The 25,017-nt window shown below is 72.3% G+C and carries 24 protein-coding genes; 6 read left to right on the forward strand and 18 right to left on the reverse strand.

From position 1 onward, the window contains the following. Positions 1–9: 9 nt before the first annotated feature. The 11 genes from nuoK to ACFYZY_RS01050 form a co-directional block, all read right to left on the reverse strand. Positions 10–309: an NADH-quinone oxidoreductase subunit NuoK gene (gene nuoK / locus ACFYZY_RS01000; RefSeq protein WP_017239464.1), complete on the reverse strand. Its 300-nt coding sequence runs from the start codon at positions 307–309 to the stop codon at positions 10–12. Continuing rightward, positions 306–1,133, reverse strand: coding sequence for an NADH-quinone oxidoreductase subunit J (locus ACFYZY_RS01005; RefSeq protein ID WP_388688242.1), 828 nt, complete (start codon positions 1,131–1,133; stop codon positions 306–308). Before ACFYZY_RS01005 ends, nuoK begins: the two co-directional genes overlap by 4 nt. Beyond that, complete coding sequence (gene nuoI, locus ACFYZY_RS01010) at positions 1,130–1,708, reverse strand: NADH-quinone oxidoreductase subunit NuoI (protein ID WP_388688244.1); 579 nt, start codon at positions 1,706–1,708, stop codon at positions 1,130–1,132. The genes ACFYZY_RS01005 and nuoI overlap by 4 nt, the downstream gene beginning before the upstream one ends. Next, complete coding sequence (gene nuoH / locus ACFYZY_RS01015; RefSeq protein ID WP_388688246.1) at positions 1,701–3,062, reverse strand: NADH-quinone oxidoreductase subunit NuoH; 1,362 nt, start codon at positions 3,060–3,062, stop codon at positions 1,701–1,703. The genes nuoI and nuoH overlap by 8 nt, the downstream gene beginning before the upstream one ends. Beyond that, the gene (locus tag ACFYZY_RS01020; protein ID WP_388688249.1) at positions 3,059–5,557 is read right to left on the reverse strand and encodes an NADH-quinone oxidoreductase subunit G; all 2,499 of its coding nucleotides are present in this window, start codon (positions 5,555–5,557) and stop codon (positions 3,059–3,061) included. Before ACFYZY_RS01020 ends, nuoH begins: the two co-directional genes overlap by 4 nt. Then, positions 5,554–6,903, reverse strand: coding sequence for an NADH-quinone oxidoreductase subunit NuoF (nuoF, locus tag ACFYZY_RS01025; protein WP_388688251.1), 1,350 nt, complete (start codon positions 6,901–6,903; stop codon positions 5,554–5,556). The genes ACFYZY_RS01020 and nuoF overlap by 4 nt, the downstream gene beginning before the upstream one ends. Further along, entirely contained in the window at positions 6,903–7,679 is a 777-nt protein-coding gene (nuoE, locus tag ACFYZY_RS01030) for an NADH-quinone oxidoreductase subunit NuoE (RefSeq protein ID WP_388688253.1), read from the reverse strand. Before nuoE ends, nuoF begins: the two co-directional genes overlap by 1 nt. Beyond that, the gene (locus ACFYZY_RS01035; RefSeq protein ID WP_388688255.1) at positions 7,676–8,998 is read right to left on the reverse strand and encodes an NADH-quinone oxidoreductase subunit D; all 1,323 of its coding nucleotides are present in this window, start codon (positions 8,996–8,998) and stop codon (positions 7,676–7,678) included. Before ACFYZY_RS01035 ends, nuoE begins: the two co-directional genes overlap by 4 nt. Next, complete coding sequence (locus ACFYZY_RS01040) at positions 8,995–9,726, reverse strand: NADH-quinone oxidoreductase subunit C (RefSeq protein ID WP_388688257.1); 732 nt, start codon at positions 9,724–9,726, stop codon at positions 8,995–8,997. The genes ACFYZY_RS01035 and ACFYZY_RS01040 overlap by 4 nt, the downstream gene beginning before the upstream one ends. 88 nt (positions 9,727–9,814) lie before the next feature. Next, the gene (locus ACFYZY_RS01045; protein WP_388688260.1) at positions 9,815–10,369 is read right to left on the reverse strand and encodes a NuoB/complex I 20 kDa subunit family protein; all 555 of its coding nucleotides are present in this window, start codon (positions 10,367–10,369) and stop codon (positions 9,815–9,817) included. Positions 10,370–10,386: 17 nt separating this feature from the next. Then, positions 10,387–10,746 (reverse strand): NADH-quinone oxidoreductase subunit A, encoded by a 360-nt coding sequence (locus ACFYZY_RS01050; protein ID WP_019888619.1) that lies wholly within the window; start codon positions 10,744–10,746, stop codon positions 10,387–10,389. Positions 10,747–11,406: 660 nt separating this feature from the next. Between ACFYZY_RS01050 and ACFYZY_RS01055 the strand changes: the two genes are divergently transcribed. Then, positions 11,407–12,315 (forward strand): C40 family peptidase, encoded by a 909-nt coding sequence (locus ACFYZY_RS01055; protein WP_388688262.1) that lies wholly within the window; start codon positions 11,407–11,409, stop codon positions 12,313–12,315. Here ACFYZY_RS01055 and ACFYZY_RS01060 read toward each other — a convergent pair. From ACFYZY_RS01060 to mqnC, 5 genes are all read right to left on the reverse strand, one after another. After that, positions 12,210–13,559 carry a benzoate/H(+) symporter BenE family transporter gene (locus tag ACFYZY_RS01060; protein ID WP_388688265.1) on the reverse strand — a complete coding sequence of 450 codons (1,350 nt, stop codon included), beginning with the start codon at positions 13,557–13,559 and terminating at the stop codon, positions 12,210–12,212. The genes ACFYZY_RS01055 and ACFYZY_RS01060 overlap by 106 nt on opposite strands. 226 nt (positions 13,560–13,785) lie before the next feature. Then, a complete protein-coding gene (locus ACFYZY_RS01065) occupies positions 13,786–15,072 on the reverse strand; it encodes a geranylgeranyl reductase family protein (RefSeq protein ID WP_388688267.1) in 1,287 nt (428 codons plus the stop codon). A 166-nt stretch (positions 15,073–15,238) separates the two neighbouring features. Beyond that, positions 15,239–15,931: a demethylmenaquinone methyltransferase gene (locus ACFYZY_RS01070; protein WP_388688270.1), complete on the reverse strand. Its 693-nt coding sequence runs from the start codon at positions 15,929–15,931 to the stop codon at positions 15,239–15,241. Between the two features lie 130 nt (positions 15,932–16,061). Next, a complete protein-coding gene (locus ACFYZY_RS01075; protein WP_388688272.1) occupies positions 16,062–16,661 on the reverse strand; it encodes a hypothetical protein in 600 nt (199 codons plus the stop codon). Between the two features lie 5 nt (positions 16,662–16,666). Then, complete coding sequence (gene mqnC / locus ACFYZY_RS01080) at positions 16,667–17,866, reverse strand: cyclic dehypoxanthinyl futalosine synthase (RefSeq protein ID WP_388688274.1); 1,200 nt, start codon at positions 17,864–17,866, stop codon at positions 16,667–16,669. Positions 17,867–18,161: 295 nt separating this feature from the next. On the opposite strand from mqnC, the gene ACFYZY_RS01085 reads away from it, so the two are divergent. Then, the gene (locus ACFYZY_RS01085; RefSeq protein ID WP_388688276.1) at positions 18,162–19,238 is read left to right on the forward strand and encodes an alpha/beta hydrolase; all 1,077 of its coding nucleotides are present in this window, start codon (positions 18,162–18,164) and stop codon (positions 19,236–19,238) included. Here the strand turns inward: ACFYZY_RS01085 and ACFYZY_RS01090 are convergent. After that, positions 19,195–20,076 (reverse strand): menaquinone biosynthetic enzyme MqnA/MqnD family protein, encoded by an 882-nt coding sequence (locus ACFYZY_RS01090; RefSeq protein ID WP_388688279.1) that lies wholly within the window; start codon positions 20,074–20,076, stop codon positions 19,195–19,197. The two genes, ACFYZY_RS01085 and ACFYZY_RS01090, sit on opposite strands and share 44 nt — an antisense overlap. Positions 20,077–20,336: 260 nt before the next feature. Between ACFYZY_RS01090 and ACFYZY_RS01095 the strand changes: the two genes are divergently transcribed. Continuing rightward, positions 20,337–20,540, forward strand: coding sequence for a cold-shock protein (locus tag ACFYZY_RS01095; RefSeq protein ID WP_388688281.1), 204 nt, complete (start codon positions 20,337–20,339; stop codon positions 20,538–20,540). A 123-nt stretch (positions 20,541–20,663) separates the two neighbouring features. Here the strand turns inward: ACFYZY_RS01095 and ACFYZY_RS01100 are convergent, their stop codons facing one another. Next, entirely contained in the window at positions 20,664–21,497 is an 834-nt protein-coding gene (locus ACFYZY_RS01100; RefSeq protein WP_388688284.1) for a M23 family metallopeptidase, read from the reverse strand. A 136-nt stretch (positions 21,498–21,633) separates the two neighbouring features. On the opposite strand from ACFYZY_RS01100, the gene ACFYZY_RS01105 reads away from it, so the two are divergent. The 3 genes from ACFYZY_RS01105 (at position 21,634) to ACFYZY_RS01115 (ending at position 24,962) form a co-directional block, all read left to right on the forward strand. Continuing rightward, complete coding sequence (locus ACFYZY_RS01105; RefSeq protein WP_388688287.1) at positions 21,634–22,032, forward strand: DUF1992 domain-containing protein; 399 nt, start codon at positions 21,634–21,636, stop codon at positions 22,030–22,032. Between the two features lie 40 nt (positions 22,033–22,072). Then, a complete protein-coding gene (locus tag ACFYZY_RS01110; protein WP_388688290.1) occupies positions 22,073–22,588 on the forward strand; it encodes a DUF664 domain-containing protein in 516 nt (171 codons plus the stop codon). A gap of 106 nt (positions 22,589–22,694) precedes the next feature. Next, on the forward strand, positions 22,695–24,962 hold the full coding sequence (locus ACFYZY_RS01115) for a VCBS repeat-containing protein (RefSeq protein WP_388688292.1): 2,268 nt from the start codon (positions 22,695–22,697) through the stop codon (positions 24,960–24,962). Positions 24,963–25,017 lie beyond the last annotated feature (55 nt).

A 25,017-nucleotide genomic window follows, 5' to 3' on the forward strand; every position in this document is an offset into this window, starting at 1 on the left:
GTCAGCCCCTCACAGCTTCATCAGGCTTGCGTCGTCGACCGAGGCCGAGTGGCGGGCACGGAAGACGGACACGATGATCGCGAGCCCGACGACGACCTCCGCGGCGGCGACGACCATCGTGAAGAAGGCGATGATCTGGCCGTCCAGGTTGCCGTGCATGCGGGAGAAGGTGACGAACGCGAGGTTGCAGGCGTTGAGCATGAGCTCGACGCACATGAAGACGACGATCGCGTTGCGCCGGATCAGGACCCCCGCGGCGCCGATGGTGAACAGCAGGGCGGCGAGGTACAGGTAGTTGACGGGGTTCACCGGGTGGCCTCCTCTTCGTCCCGGTTCCGGCCGAGCCGCTCCTCGGAGCGCTGTTCCAGGGCCTTGAGGTCGGCCATGGCCTCGGCGGAAACGTCCCGGATCTGGCCCCGCTTGCGCAGGGTCCCCATGACGGTCAGCTCCGCCGGGCTGCCGTCGGGCAGCAGGCCGGCGATGTCCACGGCGTTGTGCCGGGCGTAGACGCCGGGCGCGGGCAGCGGCGGCACGTGCGTGCCCTCGCGTACGCGCTGCTCGGCCAGCTCGCGCTGGGTGCGGGCGCGCTCGGTGCGCTCCCGGTGGGTGAGCACCATCGCGCCGACGGCGGCGGTGATGAGGAGCGCGCCGGTGATCTCGAAGGCGAAGACGTACCGGGTGAAGATCAGGGCGGCGAGGCCCTCGACGTTCCCGCCGCGCGCGCCGTTGGCGGCGCCGAGTCCGGTGAACTCGGTGAGCGAGGCGTTGCCGATGCCGGCGGCGAGCAGGATGCCGAAGCCGAGGCCGCAGGCGGCGGCCCACCAGCGCTGCCCCTTCAGGGTCTCCTTCAGCGAGTCCGCGGCCGTGACGCCGACGAGCATGACGACGAAGAGGAAGAGCATCATGATCGCGCCGGTGTAGACGACGATCTGGACGATGCCGAGGAAGTACGCGCCGTTGGCCAGGTAGAAGACCGCGAGGACGATCATCGTGCCGGCGAGGCAGAGGGCGGAGTGGACGGCCCTGCGCATGAGGATCGTGCAGAGGGCGCCGGCGACGGCGACGGTGCCGAGGACCCAGAACTGCACGGCCTCGCCCGTGGAGGTCGCGTACGCCGCGAGGGTGGTGCTCACGCGTCCACCTCCTCGTGGTCGTCCTTCTCCCCCTGGGACACGGCGGCCTGGCGGACGGTCCCGGGCGCCGCCTCGGTGACGAGGCCCCGGTAGTAGTCCTGTTCGGTCATGCCGGGGAAGATCGCGTGCGGGGTGTCGACCATGGTCTCCTCCAGGCCCGCGAGGAGCTGTTCCTTGGTGTAGATCAGGTTCGCGCGGGAGGAGTCGGCGAGTTCGAACTCGTTGGTCATCGTCAGCGCGCGGGTGGGGCACGCCTCGATGCACAGGCCGCACAGGATGCAGCGGGCGTAGTTGATCTGGTAGACGCGGCCGTAGCGCTCGCCGGGCGAGTAGCGCTCCTCGTCCGTGTTGTCCGCGCCCTCCACGTAGATGGCGTCGGCGGGACAGGCCCAGGCGCACAGTTCGCAGCCGACGCACTTCTCCAGGCCGTCGGGGTGACGGTTGAGCTGGTGCCGGCCGTGGAAGCGGGGCGCGGTCGTCTTCTGCTGCTCCGGGTACTGCTCGGTCAGCCGCTTCTTGAACATGGCCTTGAAGGTCACGCCGAAACCGGCCACCGGATTCTGGAAGTCAGACACCGTCCGTCTCCTTTCCGTCGTTCGCAGTAGCGGTGTCGGGGGCGCCGCTGGCGACGAGGTCCCGCTGGTGCCGCGACCGGCGCCGGGGCGCGGGCGGCAGGGACTGTCCGGGCTTGGGCGGCACGGGGAAGCCTCCGGCCATCGGGTCGAAGGGGGGCGTGTCCTCGGGCGCGGGCGCCGCCGTCCCCGCCTTCCGGTCGCGGAAGAGGTCCACCACGAGGGAGAGGAGGAGCAGGGCGAGCACGGCCCCGGCCACGTACAGGACGATGTGGGTGAACGCGATGTTCTCGTTGCGTAGCGCCCGGACGGTGGCGACCAGCATCAGCCAGACCACGGAGACCGGGATCAGGACCTTCCAGCCGAGCTTCATGAGCTGGTCGTAGCGGACGCGGGGCAGGGTGCCGCGCAGCCAGATGAAGAAGAACAGCAGCAGCTGCACCTTGATCACGAACCAGAGCATCGGCCACCAGCCGTGGTTCGCGCCCTCCCAGAAGGCGGAGAGGGGGTACGGGGCCCGCCAGCCGCCCAGGAAGAGGGTGGCCGTCACGGCCGAGACCGTCACCATGTTCACGTACTCGGCGAGCATGAACATCGCGAACTTGATGGACGAGTACTCGGTGTTGAAGCCGCCGACGAGGTCGCCCTCGGACTCCGGCATGTCGAAGGGCGCGCGGTTGGTCTCGCCGACCATCGTGACGACGTAGATGATGAACGAGACCGGCAGCAGGATCACGAACCAGCGGTCCGCCTGCGCCTCGACGATCGCCGAGGTCGACATCGACCCGGAGTAGAGGAAGACGGAGGCGAAGGCCGCGCCCATGGCGATCTCGTACGAGATCATCTGCGCGCAGGAGCGCAGGCCGCCCAGGAGCGGGTACGTGGAGCCGGAGGACCAGCCGGCGAGGACGATGCCGTAGATGCCGATCGAGGCGACCGCGAGGACGTACAGCATCGCGATCGGCAGGTCGGTGAGCTGCATCGCCGTGCGGTGGCCGAAGATCGAGACCTCGTTGCCCGCCGGGCCGAAGGGGATCACGGCGATGGCCATGAAGGCGGGGATCGCGGCGACGACCGGGGCCAGGACGTAGACGACCTTGTCGGCGCGGCGGACGATCACGTCCTCCTTCAGCATCAGCTTGATGCCGTCCGCGAGGGACTGGAGGAGGCCCCAGGGGCCGTGCCGGTTGGGTCCGACGCGCAGCTGCATCCAGGCGACGACCTTGCGCTCCCACACGATGGAGAAGAGCACGGTCACCATCAGGAAGGCGAAGCAGAAGACGGCCTTGACCGCGACGAGCCACCAGGGGTCCGTGCCGAACATGGACAGGTCTTCAGCGGCGAGCGGCACGCTCATGCCTGCACCTCCGTGACGCCGGCGGGGCGGGGGGCCGCCGGACCGATGCGGACCGGGTCGCCCGGACGGGCGCCGGTGTCGGAGAGGACGCCGTGCCCGGTCGAGTTCAGCGGGAGCCAGACCACGCGGTCGGGCATCTCGGTGACCCGGAGCGGGAGGGCGACGGAGCCGGCGGGGCCCCTGACCTCCAGGAGGTCGCCGTCCTTGACGCCGGTGTCGGCGGCGGTGGCGGCGGAGAGCCGGGCGACCGCCGCGTGGCGGGTGCCGGCCAGGGCGGTGTCGCCCTCCTGGAGCCGTCCGAGGTCGAGGAGGAGCCGGTGTCCGGCGAGGACGGCCTCGCCGTCGCCGGGCCGGGCGGCGGGCCGGCCGGGCTCGGCGGGCCCGGTGGTCCGTTCGTCGAACCGGCCGCCGAGCCGGTCCAGCTCCCGCCGTACGGCCTGGACGTCGGGCAGGCCCAGATGCGCGTCGAGGGCGTCGGCCAGCATGTGCAGGACGCGGGTGTCGGCCGGGGCGGGCTGCCGGGTCATCTGATCCGGCTTGAGCGCGGACTCGAACATCCGGGCCCTGCCCTCCCAGTTGAGGAAGGTGCCGGTCTTCTCGGCGACGGCGGCGACCGGCAGGACGACGTCGGCGCGGTCGGTGACCTCGCCGGGCCGCAGCTCCAGGGAGACCACGAAGGCCGCGTCCAGGGCCTCGCGGGCGCGGGCCGGGTCCGGCAGGTCGGCGACCTCGACGCCCGCGACGAGCAGGGCGGCGAGTTCGCCGGTGGCGGCGGCCTCCAGGATCCGGCCGGTGTCGCGGCCGGGGCGGACGGGGAGTTCGCGGACGCCCCAGACGGCGGCGACCTCCTCGCGCGCGCGGGGGTGGGTCGCGGGCCGGCCGCCGGGGAGGAGCCCCGGGAGCGCGCCCGCCTCGACGGCCCCGCGCTCGCCGGCGCGGCGCGGGATCCACACGAGCCGGGCGCCGGTGGCGGCCGCGGCGCGCAGGGCGGCGGTGAGCGCGCCGGGTACGCCCGCCAGACGCTCGCCGACGGCGATCACGGCGCCCTCCTCGCGCAGGGCCTCGGCGGCGGCGAGTCCGTCGCCCTCCAGGCCGACCCGGGAGCTGAGCGCGTCGAGCCACTCGGTCTCGGTGCCGGGGGCGGCGGGCAGCAGGGTGCCGCCCGCCTTCTCCAGGCCCCGGGTGGCGAAGGCGGCGACGGCATAGGTCCTCTGGCCGCGCTTGCGCCACGCCTTGCGGAGCCGCAGGAAGACGCCGGGGGCCTCCTCCTCGGCCTCCAGGCCGACGAGGAGGACGGCCGGGGCGGCTTCGAGCGAGGTGTACGTGACGCCCGTCCCGTCCAGGTCGCGTCCGCGTCCGGCGACGGCGGAGGCCAGGAAGTCGGCCTCCTCGCCGGAGTGGACCCGGGCCCGGAAGTCGACGTCGTTGGTGCCCAGGGCGACCCGGGCGAACTTGGCGTACGCGTAGGAGTCCTCGACGGTCAGCCGGCCGCCGGTCAGGACGCCGGTCCGGCCGCGGACGAGCCCGCGGGCGGCGGCTTCCAGGGCCTCGGGCCAGGAGGCGGCCTCCAGCTCACCGGACTCGGGGTTCCGGACGAGCGGCGTGGTCAGCCGGTCGCGCTGCTGGGCGTACCGGAAGCCGAAGCGGCCCTTGTCGCAGATCCACTCCTCGTTGACCTCCGGGTCCTCGGCGGCGAGCCGCCGCATGACCTTGCCGCGCCGGTGGTCGGTGCGGGTGGCGCAGCCGCCCGCGCAGTGCTCGCACACGGAGGGGGTGGAGACGAGGTCGAAGGGGCGGGAGCGGAAGCGGTAGGCGGCCGAGGTGAGGGCGCCGACCGGGCAGATCTGGATGGTGTTGCCGGAGAAGTACGACGCGAAGGGGTCGCCCTCGCCGGTGCCGACCTGCTGGAGCGCGCCGCGCTCGATCAGCTCGATCATCGGGTCGCCCGCGACCTGGTTGGAGAAGCGGGTGCAGCGGGCGCACAGCACGCACCGCTCGCGGTCGAGCAGCACCTGGGTGGAGATCGCGACCGGCTTCTCGTAGGTCCGCTTGACGCCCTCGAAGCGGGACTCGGCCTGTCCGTGGGACATGGCCTGGTTCTGCAGGGGGCACTCGCCGCCCTTGTCGCAGACCGGGCAGTCCAGCGGGTGGTTGATGAGCAGCAGCTCCATCACGCCGTGCTGGGCCTTCTCGGCGACGGGCGAGGTGAGCTGGGACCTCACCACCATGCCGTCGGTGCAGGTGATGGTGCAGGAGGCCATGGGCTTGCGCTGGCCCTCGACCTCGACGATGCACTGGCGGCAGGCACCGGCGGGGTCGAGGAGCGGGTGGTCGCAGAAGCGCGGGATCTCGATGCCGAGCTGTTCGGCGGCGCGGATGACCAGCGTCCCCTTCGGGACGGAGATCTCGGCGCCGTCGATGGTCAGCGTCACGAGGTCCTCGGGCGGTACCGGCGCGCTGCCGCCGCCACTGGGGGTGGACGCGATGACGGTCATGCGGTCACCTCCTTGTGGTTGTCCGCCCAGGCGGTCGACCTGGCGGGGTCGAAGGGGCAGCCCCGGCCCGTGATGTGCTGCTCGTACTCCTCGCGGAAGTACTTCAGGGAGGAGAAGATCGGTGAGGCGGCGCCGTCGCCGAGGGCGCAGAACGACTTGCCGTTGATGTTGTCGGCGATGTCGTTGAGCTTGTCGAGGTCGGACATCTCGCCCTTGCCGGCCTCGATGTCGCGGAGCAGCTGGACGAGCCAGTACGTGCCCTCGCGGCAGGGGGTGCACTTGCCGCAGGACTCGTGGGCGTAGAACTCGGTCCAGCGGGTGACGGCGCGGACGACGCAGGTGGTCTCGTCGAAGCACTGGAGCGCCTTGGTGCCGAGCATGGAACCGGCGGCGCCGACGCCCTCGTAGTCGAGGGGCACGTCGAGGTGCTCGTCGGTGAACATGGGGGTGGAGGAGCCGCCGGGGGTCCAGAACTTGAGGCGGTGGCCGGGGCGCATCCCGCCGCCCATGTCGAGGAGCTGGCGCAGGGTGACGCCGAGGGGGGCCTCGTACTGGCCGGGCGAGGCGACGTGCCCGGAGAGCGAGTACAGCGTGAAGCCCGGGGACTTCTCGCTGCCCAGGGAGGTGAACCACTCCTTGCCCCGGTGGAGGATCGCGGGAACGGACGCGATGGACTCGACGTTGTTCACCACGGTGGGGCAGGCGTACAGACCGGCGACCGCGGGGAAGGGGGGCCGCAGCCGGGGCTGGCCGCGCCGTCCTTCGAGCGAGTCGAGCAGGGCGGTCTCCTCGCCGCAGATGTACGCGCCGGCGCCGGCGTGCACGGTGAGTTCGAGGTCGAGCCCGCTGCCGAGGACGTTGGTGCCGAGGTAGCCGGCGGCGTACGCCTCGCGGACGGCCTCGTGGAGGCGGCGCAGGACGGGGACGACCTCGCCGCGCAGGTAGATGAAGGCGTGGTTCGAGCGGATCGCGTAGCAGGCGATCACGATGCCCTCGATGAGGGAGTGCGGGTTGGCGAAGAGGAGCGGGATGTCCTTGCAGGTGCCGGGCTCGGACTCGTCGGCGTTGACGACGAGGTAGTGCGGCTTGCCGTCGCCCTGCGGGATGAACTGCCACTTCATGCCGGTGGGGAAGCCGGCGCCGCCGCGGCCGCGGAGACCGGAGTCCTTGACGTACGCGATGAGGTCGTCGGGGCTCATCGCGAGGGCCCGCCGGAGTCCCTGGTAGCCCTCGTGGCGTTCGTAGGTCTCCAGGGTCCAGGAGCGGGGTTCGTCCCAGAAGGCCGAGAGGACGGGGGCGAGGAGCTTCTCGGGGCTGCTGTTGTTGATCTCGGTTGCCAAGGTCATCACTTCCCCTCCTGTCCGGAGGTGTCGCCGCGTCCGGGGTCCTCGCCCGGTCCGGTGGTCTCGCCGCGCGGGTGGACGACGCGGTGGTGCGGCTGCTCGCCCTTGGCGAGCCGCAGGCCGACGAGGGAGGCGGGGCCCGCGCCGCCGGTGGCCTCGACGGCGCCGGGGCGCTCGTCGGGGAAGCCGGCGAGGATGCGGGCGGTCTCCCTGAAGGTGCAGAGCGGGGCGCCGCGGGTGGGTTCGACGGTCCGCCCGGCCCGCAGGTCGTCCACCATCTTCTTGGCGGACTCGGGGGTCTGGTTGTCGAAGAACTCCCAGTTGACCATCACGACGGGCGCGAAGTCGCAGGCCGCGTTGCACTCGATGTGTTCGAGGGTGACCTTGCCGTCCTCGGTGGTCCCGCCGTTGCCGACGCCGAGGTGCTCCTGCAGCTCCTCGAAGATCGCGTCGCCGCCCATGACCGCGCAGAGCGTGTTGGTGCAGACGCCGACCTGGTAGTCGCCGGAGGGCTTGCGGCGGTACATGGTGTAGAAGGTGGCGACGGCGGTGACCTCGGCGGTGGTGAGGCCGAGGACGTCGGCGCAGAAGGCCGTGCCGGTGCGGGTGACGTGGCCCTCCTCCGCCTGCACGAGGTGCAGCATCGGCAGGAGCGCGGAGCGGGAGTCCGGGTAGCGGGCGACGATCGCCCGCGCGTCCTCCTCCAGGCGGGCGCGGACGTCCGCCGGGTAGCCGGGGGCGGGGAGCTGGGGCATGCCCAGGCTGATCTGCTCGGTCATCGGTCGACGCCTCCCATCACGGGGTCGATGGAGGCGACGGCCACGATGACGTCGGCGACCTGGCCGCCCTCGCACATCGCGGCCATGGCCTGGAGGTTGGTGAAGGACGGGTCGCGGAAGTGGACCCGGTAGGGGCGGGTGCCGCCGTCGGAGACGACGTGCGCGCCGAGTTCGCCCTTGGGGGACTCGACGGCCGCGTACGCCTGGCCGGGCGGGACCCGGAAGCCCTCGGTGACCAGCTTGAAGTGGTGGATCAGGGCCTCCATGGAGGTGCCCATGATCTTCTTGATGTGGTCGAGGGAGTTGCCGAGGCCGTCGGCGCCGAGCGCGAGCTGCGCGGGCCAGGCGATCTTCTTGTCGGCGACCATGACCGGGCCCGGCTCCAGGCGGTCGAGGCACTGCTCGACGATCCGCAGGGACTGCCGCATCTCCTCCAGGCGGACCAGGAAGCGTCCGTAGGAGTCGCAGCTCTCGGCGGTCGGGACCTCGAAGTCGTAGTTCTCGTAGCCGCAGTACGGGTCGGTCCTGCGCAGGTCGTGCGGGAGGCCCGCGGAGCGCAGGATCGGTCCGGTGGCGCCGAGGGCCATGCAGCCGGTGAGGTCGAGGTGGCCGACGTCCTGCATGCGGGCCTTGAAGATGGGGTTGCCGGTGGCGAGCTTGTCGTACTCCGGCAGGTTCTTCTTCATGGTCTTCACGAACTCGCGCACGGCGTCGACGGCGCCGGGCGGGAGGTCCTGGGCGAGGCCGCCGGGGCGGATGAAGGCGTGGTTCATGCGCAGGCCGGTGATCAGCTCGTACAGGTCCAGGATCATCTCGCGGTCCCGGAAGCCGTAGATCATGATCGTGGTGGCGCCGAGCTCCATGCCGCCGGTGGCGATGCAGACCAGGTGCGAGGAGAGCCGGTTCAGCTCCATCAGCAGGACGCGGACGACGCTCGCGCGGTCCGGGATCTGGTCGGTGACGCCGAGCAGCTTCTCCACGCCGAGGCAGTACGCGGTCTCGTTGAAGAACGAGGTCAGGTAGTCCATGCGCGTGACGAAGGTGGTGCCCTGCGTCCAGGTCCGGTATTCGAGGTTCTTCTCGATGCCGGTGTGGAGGTAGCCGATGCCGCAGCGGGCCTCGGTGACGGTCTCGCCGTCGATCTCCAGGATGAGGCGGAGCACGCCGTGGGTGGACGGGTGCTGGGGTCCCATGTTGACGACGATCCGCTCGTCGTCGGCCCGGGCGGCGGAGCGGGCGACCTCGTCCCAGTCGCCGCCGGTCACCGTGTAGACGGTGCCTTCCGTCGTCTCCCGCGCGGAGGCGTTGGGGGTGTTCACGAGTACGACCTCCGCTGGTCCGGAGCCGGGATCTGGGCGCCCTTGTACTCGACGGGGATGCCGCCGAGGGGGTAGTCCTTGCGCTGCGGGTGGCCCTGCCAGTCGTCCGGCATCATGATCCGGGTGAGGGCGGGGTGGCCGTCGAAGACGATGCCGAAGAAGTCGTACGCCTCGCGCTCGTGCCAGTCGTTCGTCGGGTAGACGGCGACGAGGGACGGGACGTGCGGGTCGGCGTCCGGGGCCGTGACCTCCAGCCGGATCAGCCGGCCGTGGGTCAGGGAGCGCAGGTGGTAGACGGCGTGCAGCTCGCGGCCCTTGTCGTGCGGGTAGTGGACGCCGGAGACGCCGGTGCAGAGCTCGAAGCGGAGCGCCGGGTCGTCGCGCAGGGTGCGGGCCACGCGGACGAGGTGCTCGCGCTCGATGTGGAAGGTGAGTTCGCCGCGGTCGACGACCGTCTTCCCGATGGCGTTCTCCGGGAGGAGCCCCTGCTCCTCCAGGGCGCCCTCCAGCTCGTCGGCGACCTCGTCGAACCAGCCGCCGTAGGGGCGGGCGGCCGGGCCGGGGAGCCGTACGGAGCGGACGAGGCCGCCGTAGCCGGAGGTGTCGGCGCCGCTCTGCGCGCCGAACATGCCGCGCTGGACGCGGACCTCCTCGCCGTGGTCCCCGCGCTGGCCCGGCAGGTTCTGCGCGCTCAGCTCCTTGTCGGGGTTGGGTGTCTCGTCGCTCACTGTGCTGCCCCGTTCCCTTCTCCGCCCGCGCGGCGCGCGGACGCGGGATTCTTCGCGGTCTGCGGCCCGGCGGCCGCGCGTGCGCCGGTCACCTCAGCAGGCCCTTCAGTTCGATGGTCGGCCGCGCCCTGAGCGCCGCCTCCTCCGCCTCGCGCGCCGCCTCCTCGGCGTTCACGCCGAGCTTGGAGCCCTGGATCTTCTGGTGGAGCTTGAGGATCGCGTCGAGCAGCATCTCCGGGCGCGGCGGACAGCCGGGCAGGTAGATGTCGACGGGGACGATGTGGTCGACGCCCTGCACGATCGCGTAGTTGTTGAACATGCCGCCCGAGGAGGCGCAGACGCCCATGGAGATGACCCACTTGGGGTTGGGCATCTGGTCGTAGACCTGCCGCAGGACGGGGGCCATCTTCTGGCTGACCCGGCCGGCCACGATCATCAGGTCGGCCTGGCGCGGCGAACCGCGGAAGACCTCCATGCCGAAGCGGGCCAGGTCGTACCGGCCGGCTCCGGTGGTCATCATCTCGATGGCGCAGCAGGCGAGGCCGAAGGTCGCGGGGAAGACGGACGCCTTGCGCACCCAGCCCGCGGCCTGTTCGACCGTCGTCAGCAGAAAGCCGCTCGGGAGTTTCTCTTCGAGTCCCATAGGTGCCCCTCAGCCCCTCAGTCCCATTCCAGGCCGCCGCGCCGCCACACGTAGGCGTAGGCGACGAAGACGGTGAGCACGAAGAGCAGCATCTCCACGAGCCCGAAAAGCCCCAGGGCGTCGAAGGTGACGGCCCAGGGGTAGAGGAAGACGATCTCGATGTCGAAGACGATGAAGAGCATCGCCGTCAGGTAGTACTTGATCGGGAAGCGGCCGCCCCCGGCGGGCGTGGGTGTCGGCTCGATGCCGCACTCGTACGCCTCAAGTTTCGCCCTGTTGTACCGCTTTGGGCCGATAAGCGTGGCCATGACCACGGAGAAGATCGCAAACCCCGCACCCAGGGCGCCGAGCACGAGGACGGGCGCGTACGCATTCACGCTCCTCGCTCCTTCCAGTCGTCCTTGACCGTTGGACCGCACCACCGGACCGTGAAAGATCACCCCCATGTGAGGCAGTTCACAAGCCCGGCTGCCCCGCATCTTATGCCTGCCCCTCTGTGATCTGCGACACGGGGTACGACAGTGAGTTTGTGATCTCCACCACCTGACGAACGATCATGAAGCCGGATGAGGGGTGATCTTGTCGCGCGAAGCGCCCAGGCGATCACCAGATGTGACAACCGCACCGGAAATCGCTGATCGGAGGGGGTCTCGCACTATCAAGCGATGGCACGTACAGGCAAATTGGCGAGAGATCGTCCGGGGGTGATAAAGGGGGCGCCCGTCGCCCGGTCGGGGGGTCGCGCGGACGGAGGTGGACGCGTGCGCGTTTTCACGAACCCCGATGTGACGTGCGTCACGAGCCTGACGCCCCGAAAGAAGAGGGCTTGGCCAACGGCGTCAAGAGGTGGTAAGCGTCGGGCAATTCGGGCTTTTCATTGAAAACCCTTGATCAAGCCCCGGATGACCGACGCCCGATTTGCCCGTTACGGCGTCAATAAGGCTCCCCAGGAAGCGGATTCACAGGTTCCGAACGTAACTGTGGCGCAATCCACGTTTCTTGAAGGGAACCCTGATGCCCTGATAGCGGTTGTTCCCATGTCCCACTCCGCTCACATACCCAGCCACCGGAAGCCCCGCCGCAGCGCTTCGAAGCTCGCGCTCCGGGCCGGAGTCGCCGGTGGCGTCCTCGGCACCATCGCGGTGGCCGGTGCCGCCGGGCCGGCGAGTGCCGATCCGGTGACCGAGACCATCGAGATGCCCACCCTGGGCTCGCTCGGCACCGGCACCGGCCTCGCGAGCGCGGTCGCCGCCTCCGCCGAGGCATCCCAGCAGGAAGCGCTCGACCAGAACCTCCGGAGCCTGGAGAACGCGGCCGTCCTGAACGCCTCCAAGGAGGCCACGAAGGCCAAGGCCGAGGCGGACCGCAAGGCCGCGGCCGAGCGCGCCGAGAAGGCCCGCCTCAAGGCCGAGCAGGAGCGCAGGGCCGCCGAGGAGGCCGCCGAGCGCGCCTCCCGCAGCCGTGCGCGCACCCAGCTCGCCACCGTCGCCACGACCGCGTCCGACGACGGCGGCTCGTCGTCCTCCGGCGGCTCGTCCTCCGACGGCGGCTCCGGCGCCTCCACCGGCGAGGAGCGCTCCCAGGCCCCCAGCGGCTCCGCCGCCGCGATCGTGGCCTTCGCCCGTGCGCAGGTCGGCGACTCCTACGTCACCGGCGGCACGGGCCCCAACTCGTGGGACTGCTCCGGTCTCGTCCAGGCCGCCTACCGCCAGGCGGGCATCGACCTGCCGCGCATCTCGTACGAGCAGTCGAGCATGGGCACCTCCGTCTCCCTGGGCAACCTCCAGCCGGGCGACATCCTGTACTGGGGCAGCCGCAGCGGCTCGTACCACGTCGCCATCTACGTGGGCGGCGGCAAGTACGTCGGCGCGCAGAACTCGTCCACCGGCGTGGTCGAGCGCTCGCTCGACTGGGACCCGCCGTCGGGCGCCGTGCGCATCCTCTGAGCGTTCCCGTCCGCGTCGAAGGGCCGCCGCTCCTCGGGGGAGCGGCGGCCCTCCGGCGTGCCGGGGCCGCCCCGCCGGGCCTCGGTCAGGACGTACGCGAGGAGGCCGGCGAGCAGTCCCCAGAAGGGTGAGCCGACCCCGCCGATCGTCACTCCGGACGCGGTCGCCAGGAAGGTCACCACGGCGGCCTCGCGGCCCCGTTCGTCCGCGACCGTCCGCACCAGGCTCCCCGACAGGGCGCCCAGCAGCGCCACCCCCGCCAGCGTCGCGACGAGCGCGTCGGGCAGGCCGGTGAAGAGCGCCACCAGGGTCGAGCCGAAACAGCCGACCGCCAGGTAGCCGATCCCGCAGCTCACCCCGGCGACCCAGCGCCGGGCCGGGTCCGGGTGCGCGTCCGGGCCCGTGCAGATGGCGGCCGTGATCGCCGCCGGGTTGATCGCGTGCGAGCCGAACGGCGCGAGCAGCACCGACACCGCGCCCGTCGTCCCGCACACCACCCGCTCGTCGGGCGCGTAGCCGTCCGCCCGCAGCACCGCCATGCCCGGCGCGTACTGTCCGGCGAGGGTCGCCACGAGCAGCGGCACGCCGATGCCGACGAGCGCTCCGGGCGAGAACTCCGGCACGGTCAGGTGCGGCAGGGCGAGCCCGGAGCCCGGCACGGCGAGGTCGAGCCCGCCGGTCGCGCCGGCGAGGACGAGGCCGGTGGCGAGCGCGCACACCACCGCGTACGCCGGGAGGAAGCGCCGCGCCAGCAGGTAGCCGAGCAGCATCCCGCCCGCGAGCAGCGGCGCGGAGCGGACCGAGGTGAAGATCCCGGTCCCGAACGAGAAGAGGATCCCGGCGAGCATCGCCGAGACGACGCCCTCCGGGACGCGGGCCAGCAGCCGGGCGAACACCCCGGTCGCCGTCAGGGCGGTGGCCGCCACGCCCGCCGCGAGGAAGGCGCCGACCGCCTCCGCGTACCCGTGCTGCGGCAGCGCCGTGACCAGGATGGCCGCGCCCGGCGTCGAGAACGCCGTGACGACCGGGGTCCGGCTCCACCAGCTCAGCCCGACACAGGTCAGACCGGCCCCGACGGACACCGCCCAGACCCACGACGCGCTCTGCTCGGCGCTCAGCCCGGCGGCGCCGGCGGCGGCCAGGATGAGCGCGAGCGGTCCCGCGTACGAGACCGTCATGGCCACGATCCCGGCGGTGACCGCCGTCCACGGCAGCCGCCCGCCGCCCGAAGTCTTCGTGGTCATGGTGATGCGCCAGCCCCAGGTGGAGGAGAACGGAGACGTCGCGACACCGGCCCCCGGGGGGGCCGGCCGCGCGCCCATGCTGCCGCATCCCCGGCGGGCGGGCGGGACCGGGGCTCCGGACCGGGCTCCCGGGCCCGGGACCGGGGCTCCGGACCGGGTCGGGCGCGGGGCCGGGTCGGGCGCGGGGCCGGATCGGGCGCGGGGCCGGATCGGGCCCGGGGCCAGGTCAGGCCCGGGGCGCCACCTTCGACAGTCCGTTGATGATGCGGTCCATCGCGTCGCCGCCCGTCGGGTCGGTGAGGTTGGCCAGCATCTTCAGGGTGAACTTCATCAGGAGCGGGTGGGTGAGGCCGCGCTGGGTCGCGATCTTCATGACCTTCGGGTTGCCGATGAGCTTCACGAAGGCGCGGCCCAGCGTGTAGTAGCCGCCGTAGGTGTCCTTGAGGACCTGCGGGTAGTTCCGCAGGGCCAGTTCGCGCTGGGCCGGGGTCGCGCGGGCGTGGGCCTGGACGATGACGTCCGCCGCGATCCGGCCCGACTCCATGGCGTACGCGATGCCCTCGCCGTTGAACGGGTTGACCAGGCCGCCCGCGTCACCGACGAGCAGCAGCCCCTTGGTGTAGTGGGGCTGCCGGTTGAAGGCCATCGGCAGGGCGGCGCCCCGGATCGGCTGCGTCATGTTCTCGGGGGTGTAGCCCCAGTCCTCCGGCATGGAGGCGCACCACGCCTTGAGGACCTCGCGCCAGTCCAGCTCGCGGAACGCCTTCGAGGAGTTGAGGATGCCGAGGCCCACGTTGGACGTGCCGTCGCCCATGGGGAAGATCCAGCCGTAGCCGGGCAGGAGGCGGTCCTGCGGGCCGCGCCGGTCCCACAGCTCCAGCCAGGACTCCAGGTAGTCGTCGTCGTGCCGGGGGGACGTGAAGTACGTGCGGACGGCGACGCCCATCGGCCGGTCCTCGCGCCGGTGCAGGCCCATGCCGAGGGAGATCCGGGTCGAGTTGCCGTCGGCGGCGACGACCAGCGGGGCGTGGAAGGTGACCTCGCGCTTCTCCTCGCCCAGCTTGGCGTGGACGCCGGTGATCCGGCCCGTGCGGTCGTCGAGGATCGGGGCGCCGACGTTGCAGCGCTCGTACAGCCGGGCGCCGGCCTTCTGCGCCTGGCGGGCGAGCTGCTCGTCGAAGTCGTCGCGCTTGCGGACCAGTCCGTAGTCCGGGTACGAGGCGAGGTCCGGCCAGTCCAGCTCCAGGCGGACGCCGCCGCCGATGATCCGCAGGCCCCGGTTCCGCAGCCAGCCGGCCTCTTCGGAGATGTCGATGCCCATGGCGACGAGCTGCTTGGTGGCGCGGGGGGTGAGGCCGTCGCCGCAGACCTTCTCGCGCGGGAAGGCGGTCTTCTCCAGGAGGAGGACGTCCAGGCCCGCCTTCGCCAGGTAGTAGGCGGTGGTCGAGCCGGCCGGGCCCGCCCCGACGACGATCACGTCCGCGCTGTGCTCGGAGAGGGGCTGCTCGGTCACGGCGGGTCTCCCTAAGGGGTCGAGGGAAGGATGGGGGAAGTCTAGGGGCGGGGGCCACGGGGAGGGCCGCGCCTTGGAGCCGCGGTGCGGGGGGGCGCACCGGTGCCGGGGTCGTGCCTCGGAGCCCCGGCGGGGGTGTGACGCCTCGGAGCCCCGGCGGAGGTTGTTACTCCTTGAAGCCCCGGTGCAGGGCGACGATGCCGCCCGACAGGTTCCGCCAGGCCGTCCTCGACCAGCCGGCCTTCCGGAGCAGGCCCGCCAGGGTGGGCTGGTCCGGCCAGGACTGGATGGACTCGGCGAGGTACACGTACGCGTCGGGGTTGGAGGAGACGGCGCGGGCCACCGGCGGCAGCGCGCGCATCAGGTACTCCTCGTACACCGTGCGGAACGGCGCCCAGGTGGGGTGCGAGAACTCGCAGATGACGACCCGGCCGCCCGGCTTCGTCACCCGGTACAGCTCGCGGAGCGCCTGCTCGGTGTCCTGGATGTTGCGCAGCCCGAAGGAGATGGTGACGGCGTCGAACACGTCGTCGCGGAAGGGCAGTCGCGTGCCGTCGCCCGCCGTGAACGGCATCCACGGGTGGCGCTGCTTGCCGACCCGCAGCATCCCGAGCGAGAAGTCGCAGGGCACGACGTACGCCCCCGCGCGGGCGAAGGGCTGCGAGGAGGTGGCCGTGCCCGCGGCGAGGTCGAGGACCTTCTGCGCCGGGCGGGCGTCGACCGCCTTGGCGACCTCCTTGCGCCAGCGCCGGTCCTGGCCGAGGGAGAGCACGTCGTTGGTGAGGTCGTAGTTGGCCGCCACGCCGTCGAACATGGTGGCGACTTCGTGCGGCTGCTTGTCCAGGGTGGCGCGGGTCACGGGTGTTCGGCCTCGCAGAATCGGAGACGGGCGGGCGGCCCCATTGTCTCAGGGCGCCTCCCGCCCCGACCGGCAGGGCACGCTCGGGACCGCCCGGCGGGACGCGCCCGGACGGTCCGCCGGGGCGCGTTCAGCGGGACCGGTGGACCAGGCGGCCGCCGAGGACGGTGGCGACGCAGGTCGAGGCGCCGAGGCGGACCAGGGCCGCCCGGTCGGGGACGTCGAAGACGGCGAAGCGGGCGGGACCGCCCGGCACCGGGGCGGGCAGGAGCACCAGCGGCTGCGGGGAGAAGGACGGGGGGCCGGGAAGCCGCTCCGGGCGGCGGCCGACGGCGAGACCGGCCCGGCGCACGGCGTCCGCGGCGGCCCGGCTCCGCAGTTCGCCCGCGACGGCGACCGTCCCGTGGGCGAGGAGCCGCTGCACGCCCCGGCGGGCGGAGGCACCGCGCCGGGAGGGGTCGGCCCGGAAGATCCGCCGCGCCCGCTCCCCCGGGATCGGTTCGGTGCCGAACCCCTCGGCCTCCCGGGGGTCCGGGTGGTACATGCCCTCCAGGAGTTCGGGCGCGAACGGGTTGAGGAGCCCGGGGGTGAGGATGCCGGGCCACTCCCGCACCCGTGCGTCGGGGCGTACGGCGACCAGGTCCTCGTACGGGCCGACGGCGGCGATCAGACCGCCGTCGACCAGCACGGCGGTCTCGGGCGACGCCTCGGCGACGTGGATCGTCCGCACGCGCGTCAGCGGGCGTCGAGGAGCTTCAGCTCCGGGTGGGCCGTGCCGCCCTCGATCGCGACGGACGAGATGTGGGAGGCGACGCGCTCGTCGACCGGGTCGTTCGCCGGGTCGTCGTGGACGACGAGGTGCTCGTACGTGGTGGAGCGCTGCGCCGGGACGCGGCCCGCCTTGCGGATCAGGTCGATGATCTCCAGGCGGTTGGAACGGTGCTTCGCCCCGGCGGAGGAGACGACGTTCTCCTCCAGCATGATCGAGCCGAGGTCGTCGGCGCCGTAGTGCAGGGAGAGCTGGCCGACCTCCTTGCCGGTGGTCAGCCAGGAGCCCTGGATGTGGGCGACGTTGTCGAGGAAGATCCGGGCGATCGCGATCATCCGCAGGTACTCGAAGAGCGTGGCCTGCGTACGGCCCTTGAGGTGGTTGTTCTCGGGCTGGTACGTGTACGGGATGAAGGCCCGGAAGCCGCCCGTCCGGTCCTGCGTGTCGCGGATCATCCGCAGGTGCTCGATCCGCTCGGCGTTGGTCTCGCCGGTGCCCATGAGCATGGTGGAGGTGGACTCCACGCCGAGGCCGTGGGCGATCTCCATGATCTCCAGCCAGCGCTCGCCGGACTCCTTGAGCGGGGCGATGGCCTTGCGGGGGCGCTCGGGCAGCAGTTCGGCGCCGGCGCCGGCGAAGGAGTCGAGGCCGGCGGCGTGGATGCGGCTGATCGCCTCCTCCACGGGGACGCCGGAGATCCGGGCCATGTGCTCGATCTCGGAGGCGCCGAGGGAGTGGATGACGAGCTGCGGGAACGCGGCCTTGATGGCGGCGAAGTGCTCCTCGTAGTACTCGACGCCGTAGTCCGGGTGGTGGCCGCCCTGGAACATGATCTGGGTGCCGCCCAGCTCCACGGTCTCCGCGCAGCGGCGCAGGATGTCGTCGAGGTCCCGGGTCCAGCCCTTCTTCGTGTCCTTCGGCGCGGCGTAGAAGGCGCAGAACCGGCACGCCGTCACGCAGACGTTCGTGTAGTTGATGTTCCGCTCGATGATGTACGTCGCGATGTGCTCGGTCCCCGCGTACCGGCGGCGGCGCACGGCGTCGGCGGCGGCGCCGAGGGCGTGCAGGGGCGCCGAGCGGTAGAGGTCGAGCGCCTCCTCGGGGGTGATCCGGCCGCCTTCGGCTGCGCGGTCGAGAACGGACTGGAGTTCGGCCTTCTCGGTCACCGGACGCGTCCCTTTCGGAGGATTTGACGGACCGAACCAGCGTACGCCAGGGGTTCCGGCGGCTTCCGCAGGGTGGGGCGGGGAGGTACCGGCGCCCGTACGGCGGACGGGCCGCGGTGCGGCGGACGGGTGGTCGCGCCGGACACGACCTCCTCTTTCGGCTCGGAACGGGCCGATTCGCCCCCGTCGGGGCCTTCCTGCACCTACCGTCCCTATCGCCCTCACCGTTCCCGTCCTCCGCACCGCCCCCGCCTCCCCGTCTCCCCCGCCGTCCCGAAGGAACCGGAGTCGCGCCGTGACACGTCCGCCCCGGAGGTCCCGCCCCGTCGCCGCCGTGCTCGTCCCCCTGCTCGCCGTGGTGCTCGCCCTCGCCGGCGGCCGCGAGACCGACGGGGAGGCGCCCCTCTTCTTCGGCGGGCCCGCGTCCGGCCCGGCGACCGCCGCGAGGGTGCCCGGACGGCCCGTGACGGTCTATCCGACCGGGCCGAGGGCGCTGTTCGCGGTCGCGGGGACGGTGGACGACGGGACCAGGATCGGCGTCACCACGCTCATCGGCCGGAAGTCGGGGTTCACGGGCAAGGTGTGGGTGTGGGCACCGCCGCAGTACTTCGAACCGAGGTACGCCCACAGCGGCTTCCCGGTCCTCGTGGCCCTGCCGGGCGGGCACGGATATCCGGTGAACTACTGGCGCTCCCCGGCCATCGGACTCCATTCGGCCATCTCCCGGTGGTCCCGCGAGGGGAAGAGCCTGCCGTTCATCGTGGCGATGCCCGTCCTCAACCCGGACGCCCGCCACTACTACGACGGCAGCGACATTCCGGGCCGCCCGAGGATGGGCACCTGGATCGCCGAGGACATACCGGATTTCGTCCGCGCGAACTTCCGGACGTTCGCCTCGCGGGACGGCTGGGCGTTCATGGGGTCCTCGTCCGGGGGCTTCGTCGGGCTGAAGTCCGTCCTCCAGCACCCGGACCGGTTCAAGGCCGCCATCGCCTCCGGGCCCGACGTCGTACCGGACTCGCCGCTGTGGCGGGGGCACGAGGCCGAGCGGCGGGCGAACGACCCCGGGCGGCTCGCCGCGGCCCTGGTGCGCCGTCCGGACACGCCGGGGAACGACGTGTACCTGGCGTTCCAGCTCGGTTCGCGGGAGTCCGGGATCGGCCCGTCGGTGCGCCGGTTCGTCCGGGCGCACACCGGGGGGCCGGTGAAGAGCCGCCTCCAGGTCATCCCGGGCGGCGGGCACAACGCCCGGAGCTACCTGGCGGGCCTGGGCGCCGGGACCCTGGAGTGGGTCAGCCGGCGGCTCCAGGGGCCCGTGGCCGACCCGGTCAGGGAGCCGGGCGTGCGGCGGGCGGCAGCAGTTCGACGGTGACGTCCGCCGGGAAGCCGGTCGTGGGGCCGGTCCGGCGGGCGAACTCGCGGACGCCCGCGAGCTGGTCGGGGCCGAAGCGGAAGTCGAGGGTGCGGAAGTACTTCTCCAGGAGCGCCGCGTCGAAGTCCTCCCAGCGGGCCGCCTGCTCGGCGACCTTGGTGACCTCTTCGAGGGAGAGGTCGCGCGAGGCCAGGAACGCCTGGTGGACCTCGTGGACGGTCTCCGGTTCGCGCGCCAGGTAGTCCTTGCGCGCCGCCCATACGGCGAAGACGAACGGGAGACCCGTCCACTCCTTCCACAGGAGGCCCAGGTCGTGGACCTGGAGGCCGAGCCGGGGCGCGTCGTGCAGCGAGGCCCGCAGGGCCGCGTCGCCGATGAGGACGGCGGCCTCGGCCTCCCGCATCATCAGGCCGAGGTCCGGCGGGCAGGTGTAGTAGTCGGGCTCCACCCCGTACCGCTCCGCGAGGAGGAGCTGGGCGAGGCGCACGGAGGTGCGGGAGGTGGAGCCGAGGGCCACGCGCGCTCCGCCGAGCTGTTCGAGGGGCCGCTGCGACACGATCACGCAGGACATGACCGGGCCGTCGCAGCCGACGGCGATGTCCGGGAGGGCGACCAGGCCGTCCGCGTTGCGGAGGTACTCGACGAGGGTGATGGGGCCGATGTCGAGATCGCCCCGGACGAGCTGTTCGCTGAGCTTCTCGGGGGTGTCCTTGGTGAGCTCCAGGTCCAAAAGCGTCCCCGTCCTGGCCAGGCCCCAGTAGAGGGGGAGGCAGTTCAGGAACTGGATGTGCCCCACGCGGGGCCTGCTGCGCTGGTGGTCTCCGGTTGTTTTGTCCACATCGCGAGGCTAGACCCGCACCGCGCGGCGGGCGCCGCCGGGGCACGCGCGTGAGCGGCCGGAGGGGGTTCAAACACGTGGGTGAAGTGATCTTCACCTCTACCCTCTCGTGTGGTCCGCGTGCTAGGCTCGTCGCAAGTTGCAGTTTGGTTTCCCTTGCAGTACAGAGCCTGCGGAGCATGTGACCCGCAGGCTTTTGTAGTTTTCAGACTTCTTTGCAGGTTCTGGAGCAGGGCAACCCTTTGGCCCAAGGAGGGCTTATGGCTACCGGAACCGTCAAGTGGTTCAACGCTGAAAAGGGCTTCGGCTTCATCGCCCAGGACGGCGGCGGCCCGGATGTCTTCGTTCACTACTCCGCGATCAACGCGAACGGCTTCCGTTCGCTCGAGGAGAACCAGACCGTGACCTTCGACGTCACGCAGGGCCCGAAGGGCCCGCAGGCGGAGAACGTCACCCCGGCCTAAGTGCCCGGGTGGTCGATCACCAACGACTAGAGCAGTACCCAAGGAGCCCCGCTCCGTGCCTCGCGGCACGAGCGGGGCTCCTGCCCTTTCCGGGGGCCGCCGGCCGGCCCCCGGGCAGGGCGGTCAGCAGGTGGGGATGACGGTTCCGTTGTTGTCGCGGGCCTCGTCGTTGCCCCAGCGGGACAGGTAGTACGCGGAGACGTACGCGCCCCGGCCGTTCTTCCCGGCGTACACGGTGTCGAGGTCGGTCCGCAGCCACCAGTGGTTGTAGTTGCCGGAGGCGTCGCGGATCTCCTGGCCCCAGACCTTGCAGTAGACGTAGTTCGTGCCGGCGTTCAGCACGCCCTGGGCGTCGTTCGTGTTGGCCTGGGCGTAGCCGGTGGCCTGGGCGAAGGTGTCGACCCAGTACTTCCCGCTCCCGCCCGAGCAGCCGTTGTCGCTGGTCAGGTGCTTGGAGCCGTAGGAGCCGGGGTAGGGCGCGAGGGAGACGCCGTTGATCACGATGTTCTGGCCGACGCCGTTGTAGAGCTGCTCGTAGTGGATGTGGGCGCCGGAGCTGTTGCCGGTGGAGCCGGTGGTGCCGATCTGCTGGCCCTGGGAGACGGCGGCGCCGTGGGCGACCGAGTAGGCGTTGAGGTGGAAGTAGTACGTCTTCCAGCCGCCGCCGTGGTCGATCACGATGTAGTTCCCGGCGCCGGACGGCTGCGCGTAGCGGTAGGCCGTGCCGGACGCCGAGGCGAGGACCGGGGCCCCGGCGGTGGCGCCGCCGTCCGAACGGACGAAGTCGAGCGCCTGGCGGACCTCGGCCGAGTGGTGGCTGTAGGTCCATTTCTGGCCGCAGGGGAAGGGCGCCTTGAAGAGCGGCGCGGCCTGGGCGGGGGTCGTGGTCACGAGCGCGGTGAGCAGGCCCGCGACGAGCGCGAGGAGGGTGCCGAGGGGGGTGATCCGTGCACGCATGCGTCCTCCGGTACGAGGCGGTGACGAGGGCGGGGGGTGGCGCGCGTCGGGCGGACCCCAGGGTGCCGGAAGACCGCGCCGCGCAGTAGACCGCGACGGCCACACCCCGGACGGGCCGGATACGTAGTCTGGACACATGACCGAACGCAAGCCGCCCGGAGTGAGCTTCGAGTCGTTCGTGGACAAGCAGATCCGCGAGGCCGCGGAACGGGGTGAGTTCCGGAGCCTGCCCGGCTTCGGGAAGCCCCTTCCGGACGACTCGGCCCCGTACGACGAGCTGTGGTGGATCAAGGGCAAGATGCACCGCGAGGGCGCGTCCGTGCTGCCGCCCTCCCTCGCCCTGCGCAAGGAGGCCGAGGACGCGGAGGCGGCGGTGGCCGCCGCCGTCTCGGAGAGCCAGGTCCGCCGTCTCCTCGGCGAGATCAACACGAAGATCGCCGAGGCCCTGCTCCGCCCGCCGGCCGGCCCCCCGCTACACCTCAGGCCGTTCGACGTGGAGGCGGAGGTGGAACGCTGGCGGGAGGGGCGTTCCTGATCACCGACCCCGTCGCGGAAGCGGCACCGGAAGGAGACCCATGAACACCGCCGATCTGCTGGCCGACGCGTTCGGCCGGGTGAGCGAGGCCGTCCACGGGGCCGTGGACGGCCTCCCGGAGGACCGGCTGGCCGTCCGGATCGATCCGGACGCCAATTCGATCGCCTGGCTCGTCTGGCACCTCACCCGCGTCCAGGACGACCACCTCGCGGACGCCTTCGGTACGGAGCAGGTGTGGACCGCCGGCGGCTGGGCGGACCGCTTCGGCCTTCCGTTCCCCGACGGGGAGACCGGGTACGGCCAGACGAGCGCCCAGGTGGGGCGGGTCCGTGCCCCGGCGGAGCTGCTGCTCGGCTACCACGACGCCGTGCGCGACCGGACCGCCGGGCTGGTCGGCACGGTGGGGGACGCGGACCTGGACCGGGTGGTGGACACGGCCTGGGACCCGCCGGTCACCCTCGGCGTCCGGCTGGTCTCGGTGATCGCGGACGGCCTCCAGCACGCGGGGCAGGCGGCGTACGTGCGGGGCGTGGTGGAGCGGGCGGCGGCCCGCTGACGCACGGGCCCCCTTCCTCCCGTGCCCCTACAACCATCGGTGCCGCTCGCGCGTCCAACCGGGCGTGGCAGCCGCCACGTCCGGCCCTTCCCCGGGGGAATCCGCTGTGCCGCACCGCCTCTCCGTCCGCCGTCTCGCCGTCGCCGTCTCCGCCGTCCTGGCCGTCACCGCCGGTACGGCCCTGACCGTCGCCCCCGCGACGGCCGCCCCGGCCCCCGCACCGGCCGGGGAGACGACCCCGGCCGCACCGGCCGGGGTGATCTCCCTGCCCCCCGCGCACATGATCCTCGGAGCCGGTCCCTCCGGTTTCCTGACCACGTCCGGGGGCGGCTCGCCCGTCCACCGCTGGACGAGCACCCTCGACGGCACCACCACGGACCTCGACAAGCAGGCCCTGTACTACGGGGGGTACTCCGACACGGTCGTCACCCCGGGCCCGGCGCGCGGCGCCTACGTGCTCCGGGACATGGCGGCGCCGGGCCGCCCCGCCACCGTGGTCACGGAGCCCGACACCGGGCTGCGCCTGCGGGCCGTCGTCGACCGGACGCTGCTCTTCTCCTCGTACGAGACCACCGCCCGGAAGGGCGAGCTCCGGCTCCGGGACGAGGGCACCGGCGAGGGTCCCGGCCGTGCGGTGACGGGCCTTCCCGCCGAGGCCGTCGTCCGGGAGGCCGAACCGCTCTCGTCCACGACCGCCCTCGTCCGGTACCACGTCGCGGAGAACGGCTCCACCGCCTCCTTCGGGGCCGTCGTGGACGTTCCCACCGCCCGGGTGGTCGAGCAGCGCCGGCTGAACTCCTTCACCTTCGACGTCGCCGCCGACGCCACCTCGTTCGCCTGGGCCGAGGGCAAGCCCGACGGCACCGGCGCCCTGCTCCGCTTCGGCCCGCGCGGCGACGGGGCCGCCGGGACGTCCACCCCGATAGCCGATCTCACCGACCCGAGCAGGCCCTTCGTCTCCCTGCACGTCGGGATCGTCGGCTCCTGGGTGACGTACGGGTTCCCCATCGGCCGCGGCACCGCCTACCCCTCCCCGTACGACCCGCTGGCCGCCGTCGACACCCGCGCGCCGCACAGCACGGTCAAGCTGCTCGACCACGCCACCTCCGTGGTCCCCGCGCCCGACGGCACCCTGCTCGTCCGGGGCGGTACGGTCGAGCGGGGCGAGGGCGTCTACCGGATCGCGCCGGACCCGGTCACCGGACGGCCGGCCGTCACGCTCGTCGCGAGCACCGGGGAGCCCACCGCGCTCACCCTCCTCAAGGCGGAGGTCCCGGCCGTCGTCGACATCGACGCCCCCACCGGTCCGGCGAAGCTGAGCTGGACCCTGTCCGGCAACGACTTCTCGGGGCACGTGACGCTCCGCCACGGGGTGACGGGCACGACGACCGCGTTCCCGTTCAGCAGGTGGAAGAACGCACCGGTCGACGGCAGGCTCACCCTCGCCTGGGACGGCAACACCGAACCCCCCGGGGGCATGTACCCCGGTGACCCCGTTCCGGCCGGCCCGTACACGTGGGAGCTGAACGCCTTCCCGGCCAACGGCATCGGCCCGGCGCTCAGAGAGACCGGCGCCTTCGAGGTCGTCCGCAGGACCGGCCTGCACGACCACACGTCCAACACCGTCCCGGACCTCATCAGCCGGGACACCGCGGGCAGGGTGTGGCGGGACGACCTCCGCGCGGAGGGGACGGGCTTCGTCTCGTCCGGGCGGCACGCGGTCGGCGTCGGCTGGCAGATCTACGACCGGCTGGAGGCCGTGGGCGACGTGGCCGGCGGCAGGGCCCCCGACCTCGTGGCCCGCGACACCTCGGGCACCCTGTGGCTCTACCAGGGCGACGGGTACGGGAAGTTCGCCGCCCGCGTCAAGGTCGGCGGCGGCTGGAACACGTACGCCCGGATCACCGGCGGCTCCGACCTCGACGGCGACGGCCGCTCGGACCTCCTCGCCTCCGACACGGCCGGCGGGCTCTGGTTCTACAAGGGCACCGGCAGCGCGGCCGCCCCCTTCGCGGGCCGCGTCCGGATCGGCACGGGCTGGGGGATCTACAACGACCTCACCGCCGTCGGGAACCTCGCCGGCGGCGCCGCCGGGGACTTCCTCGCCCGCGACGGCGCCGGCGTCCTCTGGCTCTACCTCGGCAGGGGCGACGGCACCTACGCGCCCCGCGTCAGGGTCGGCGGCGGCTGGGGGTCCTTCACCGACCTCGTCGGCATCGGCGACGCCGACCGCGACGGCCGGACGGACCTCTACGTCCACGGTCCCTCCGGCTCCCGCTTCTACGCGGGCACCGGAAGCGCGACGGTCCCCTTCGGGGCGGGCGTGGCCACGGACCCGCTCTCCGGCGCGGGCCCGGTCGACCGGGTCTTCTGAGACGGCCGTACAACCATCCGGTCCTCCCGCGAGTCCTGCGGGCACGGCGTGTCGC

Source organism: Streptomyces sp. NPDC001744 (assembly GCF_042892575.1).
Taxonomy (GTDB): domain Bacteria; phylum Actinomycetota; class Actinomycetes; order Streptomycetales; family Streptomycetaceae; genus Streptomyces.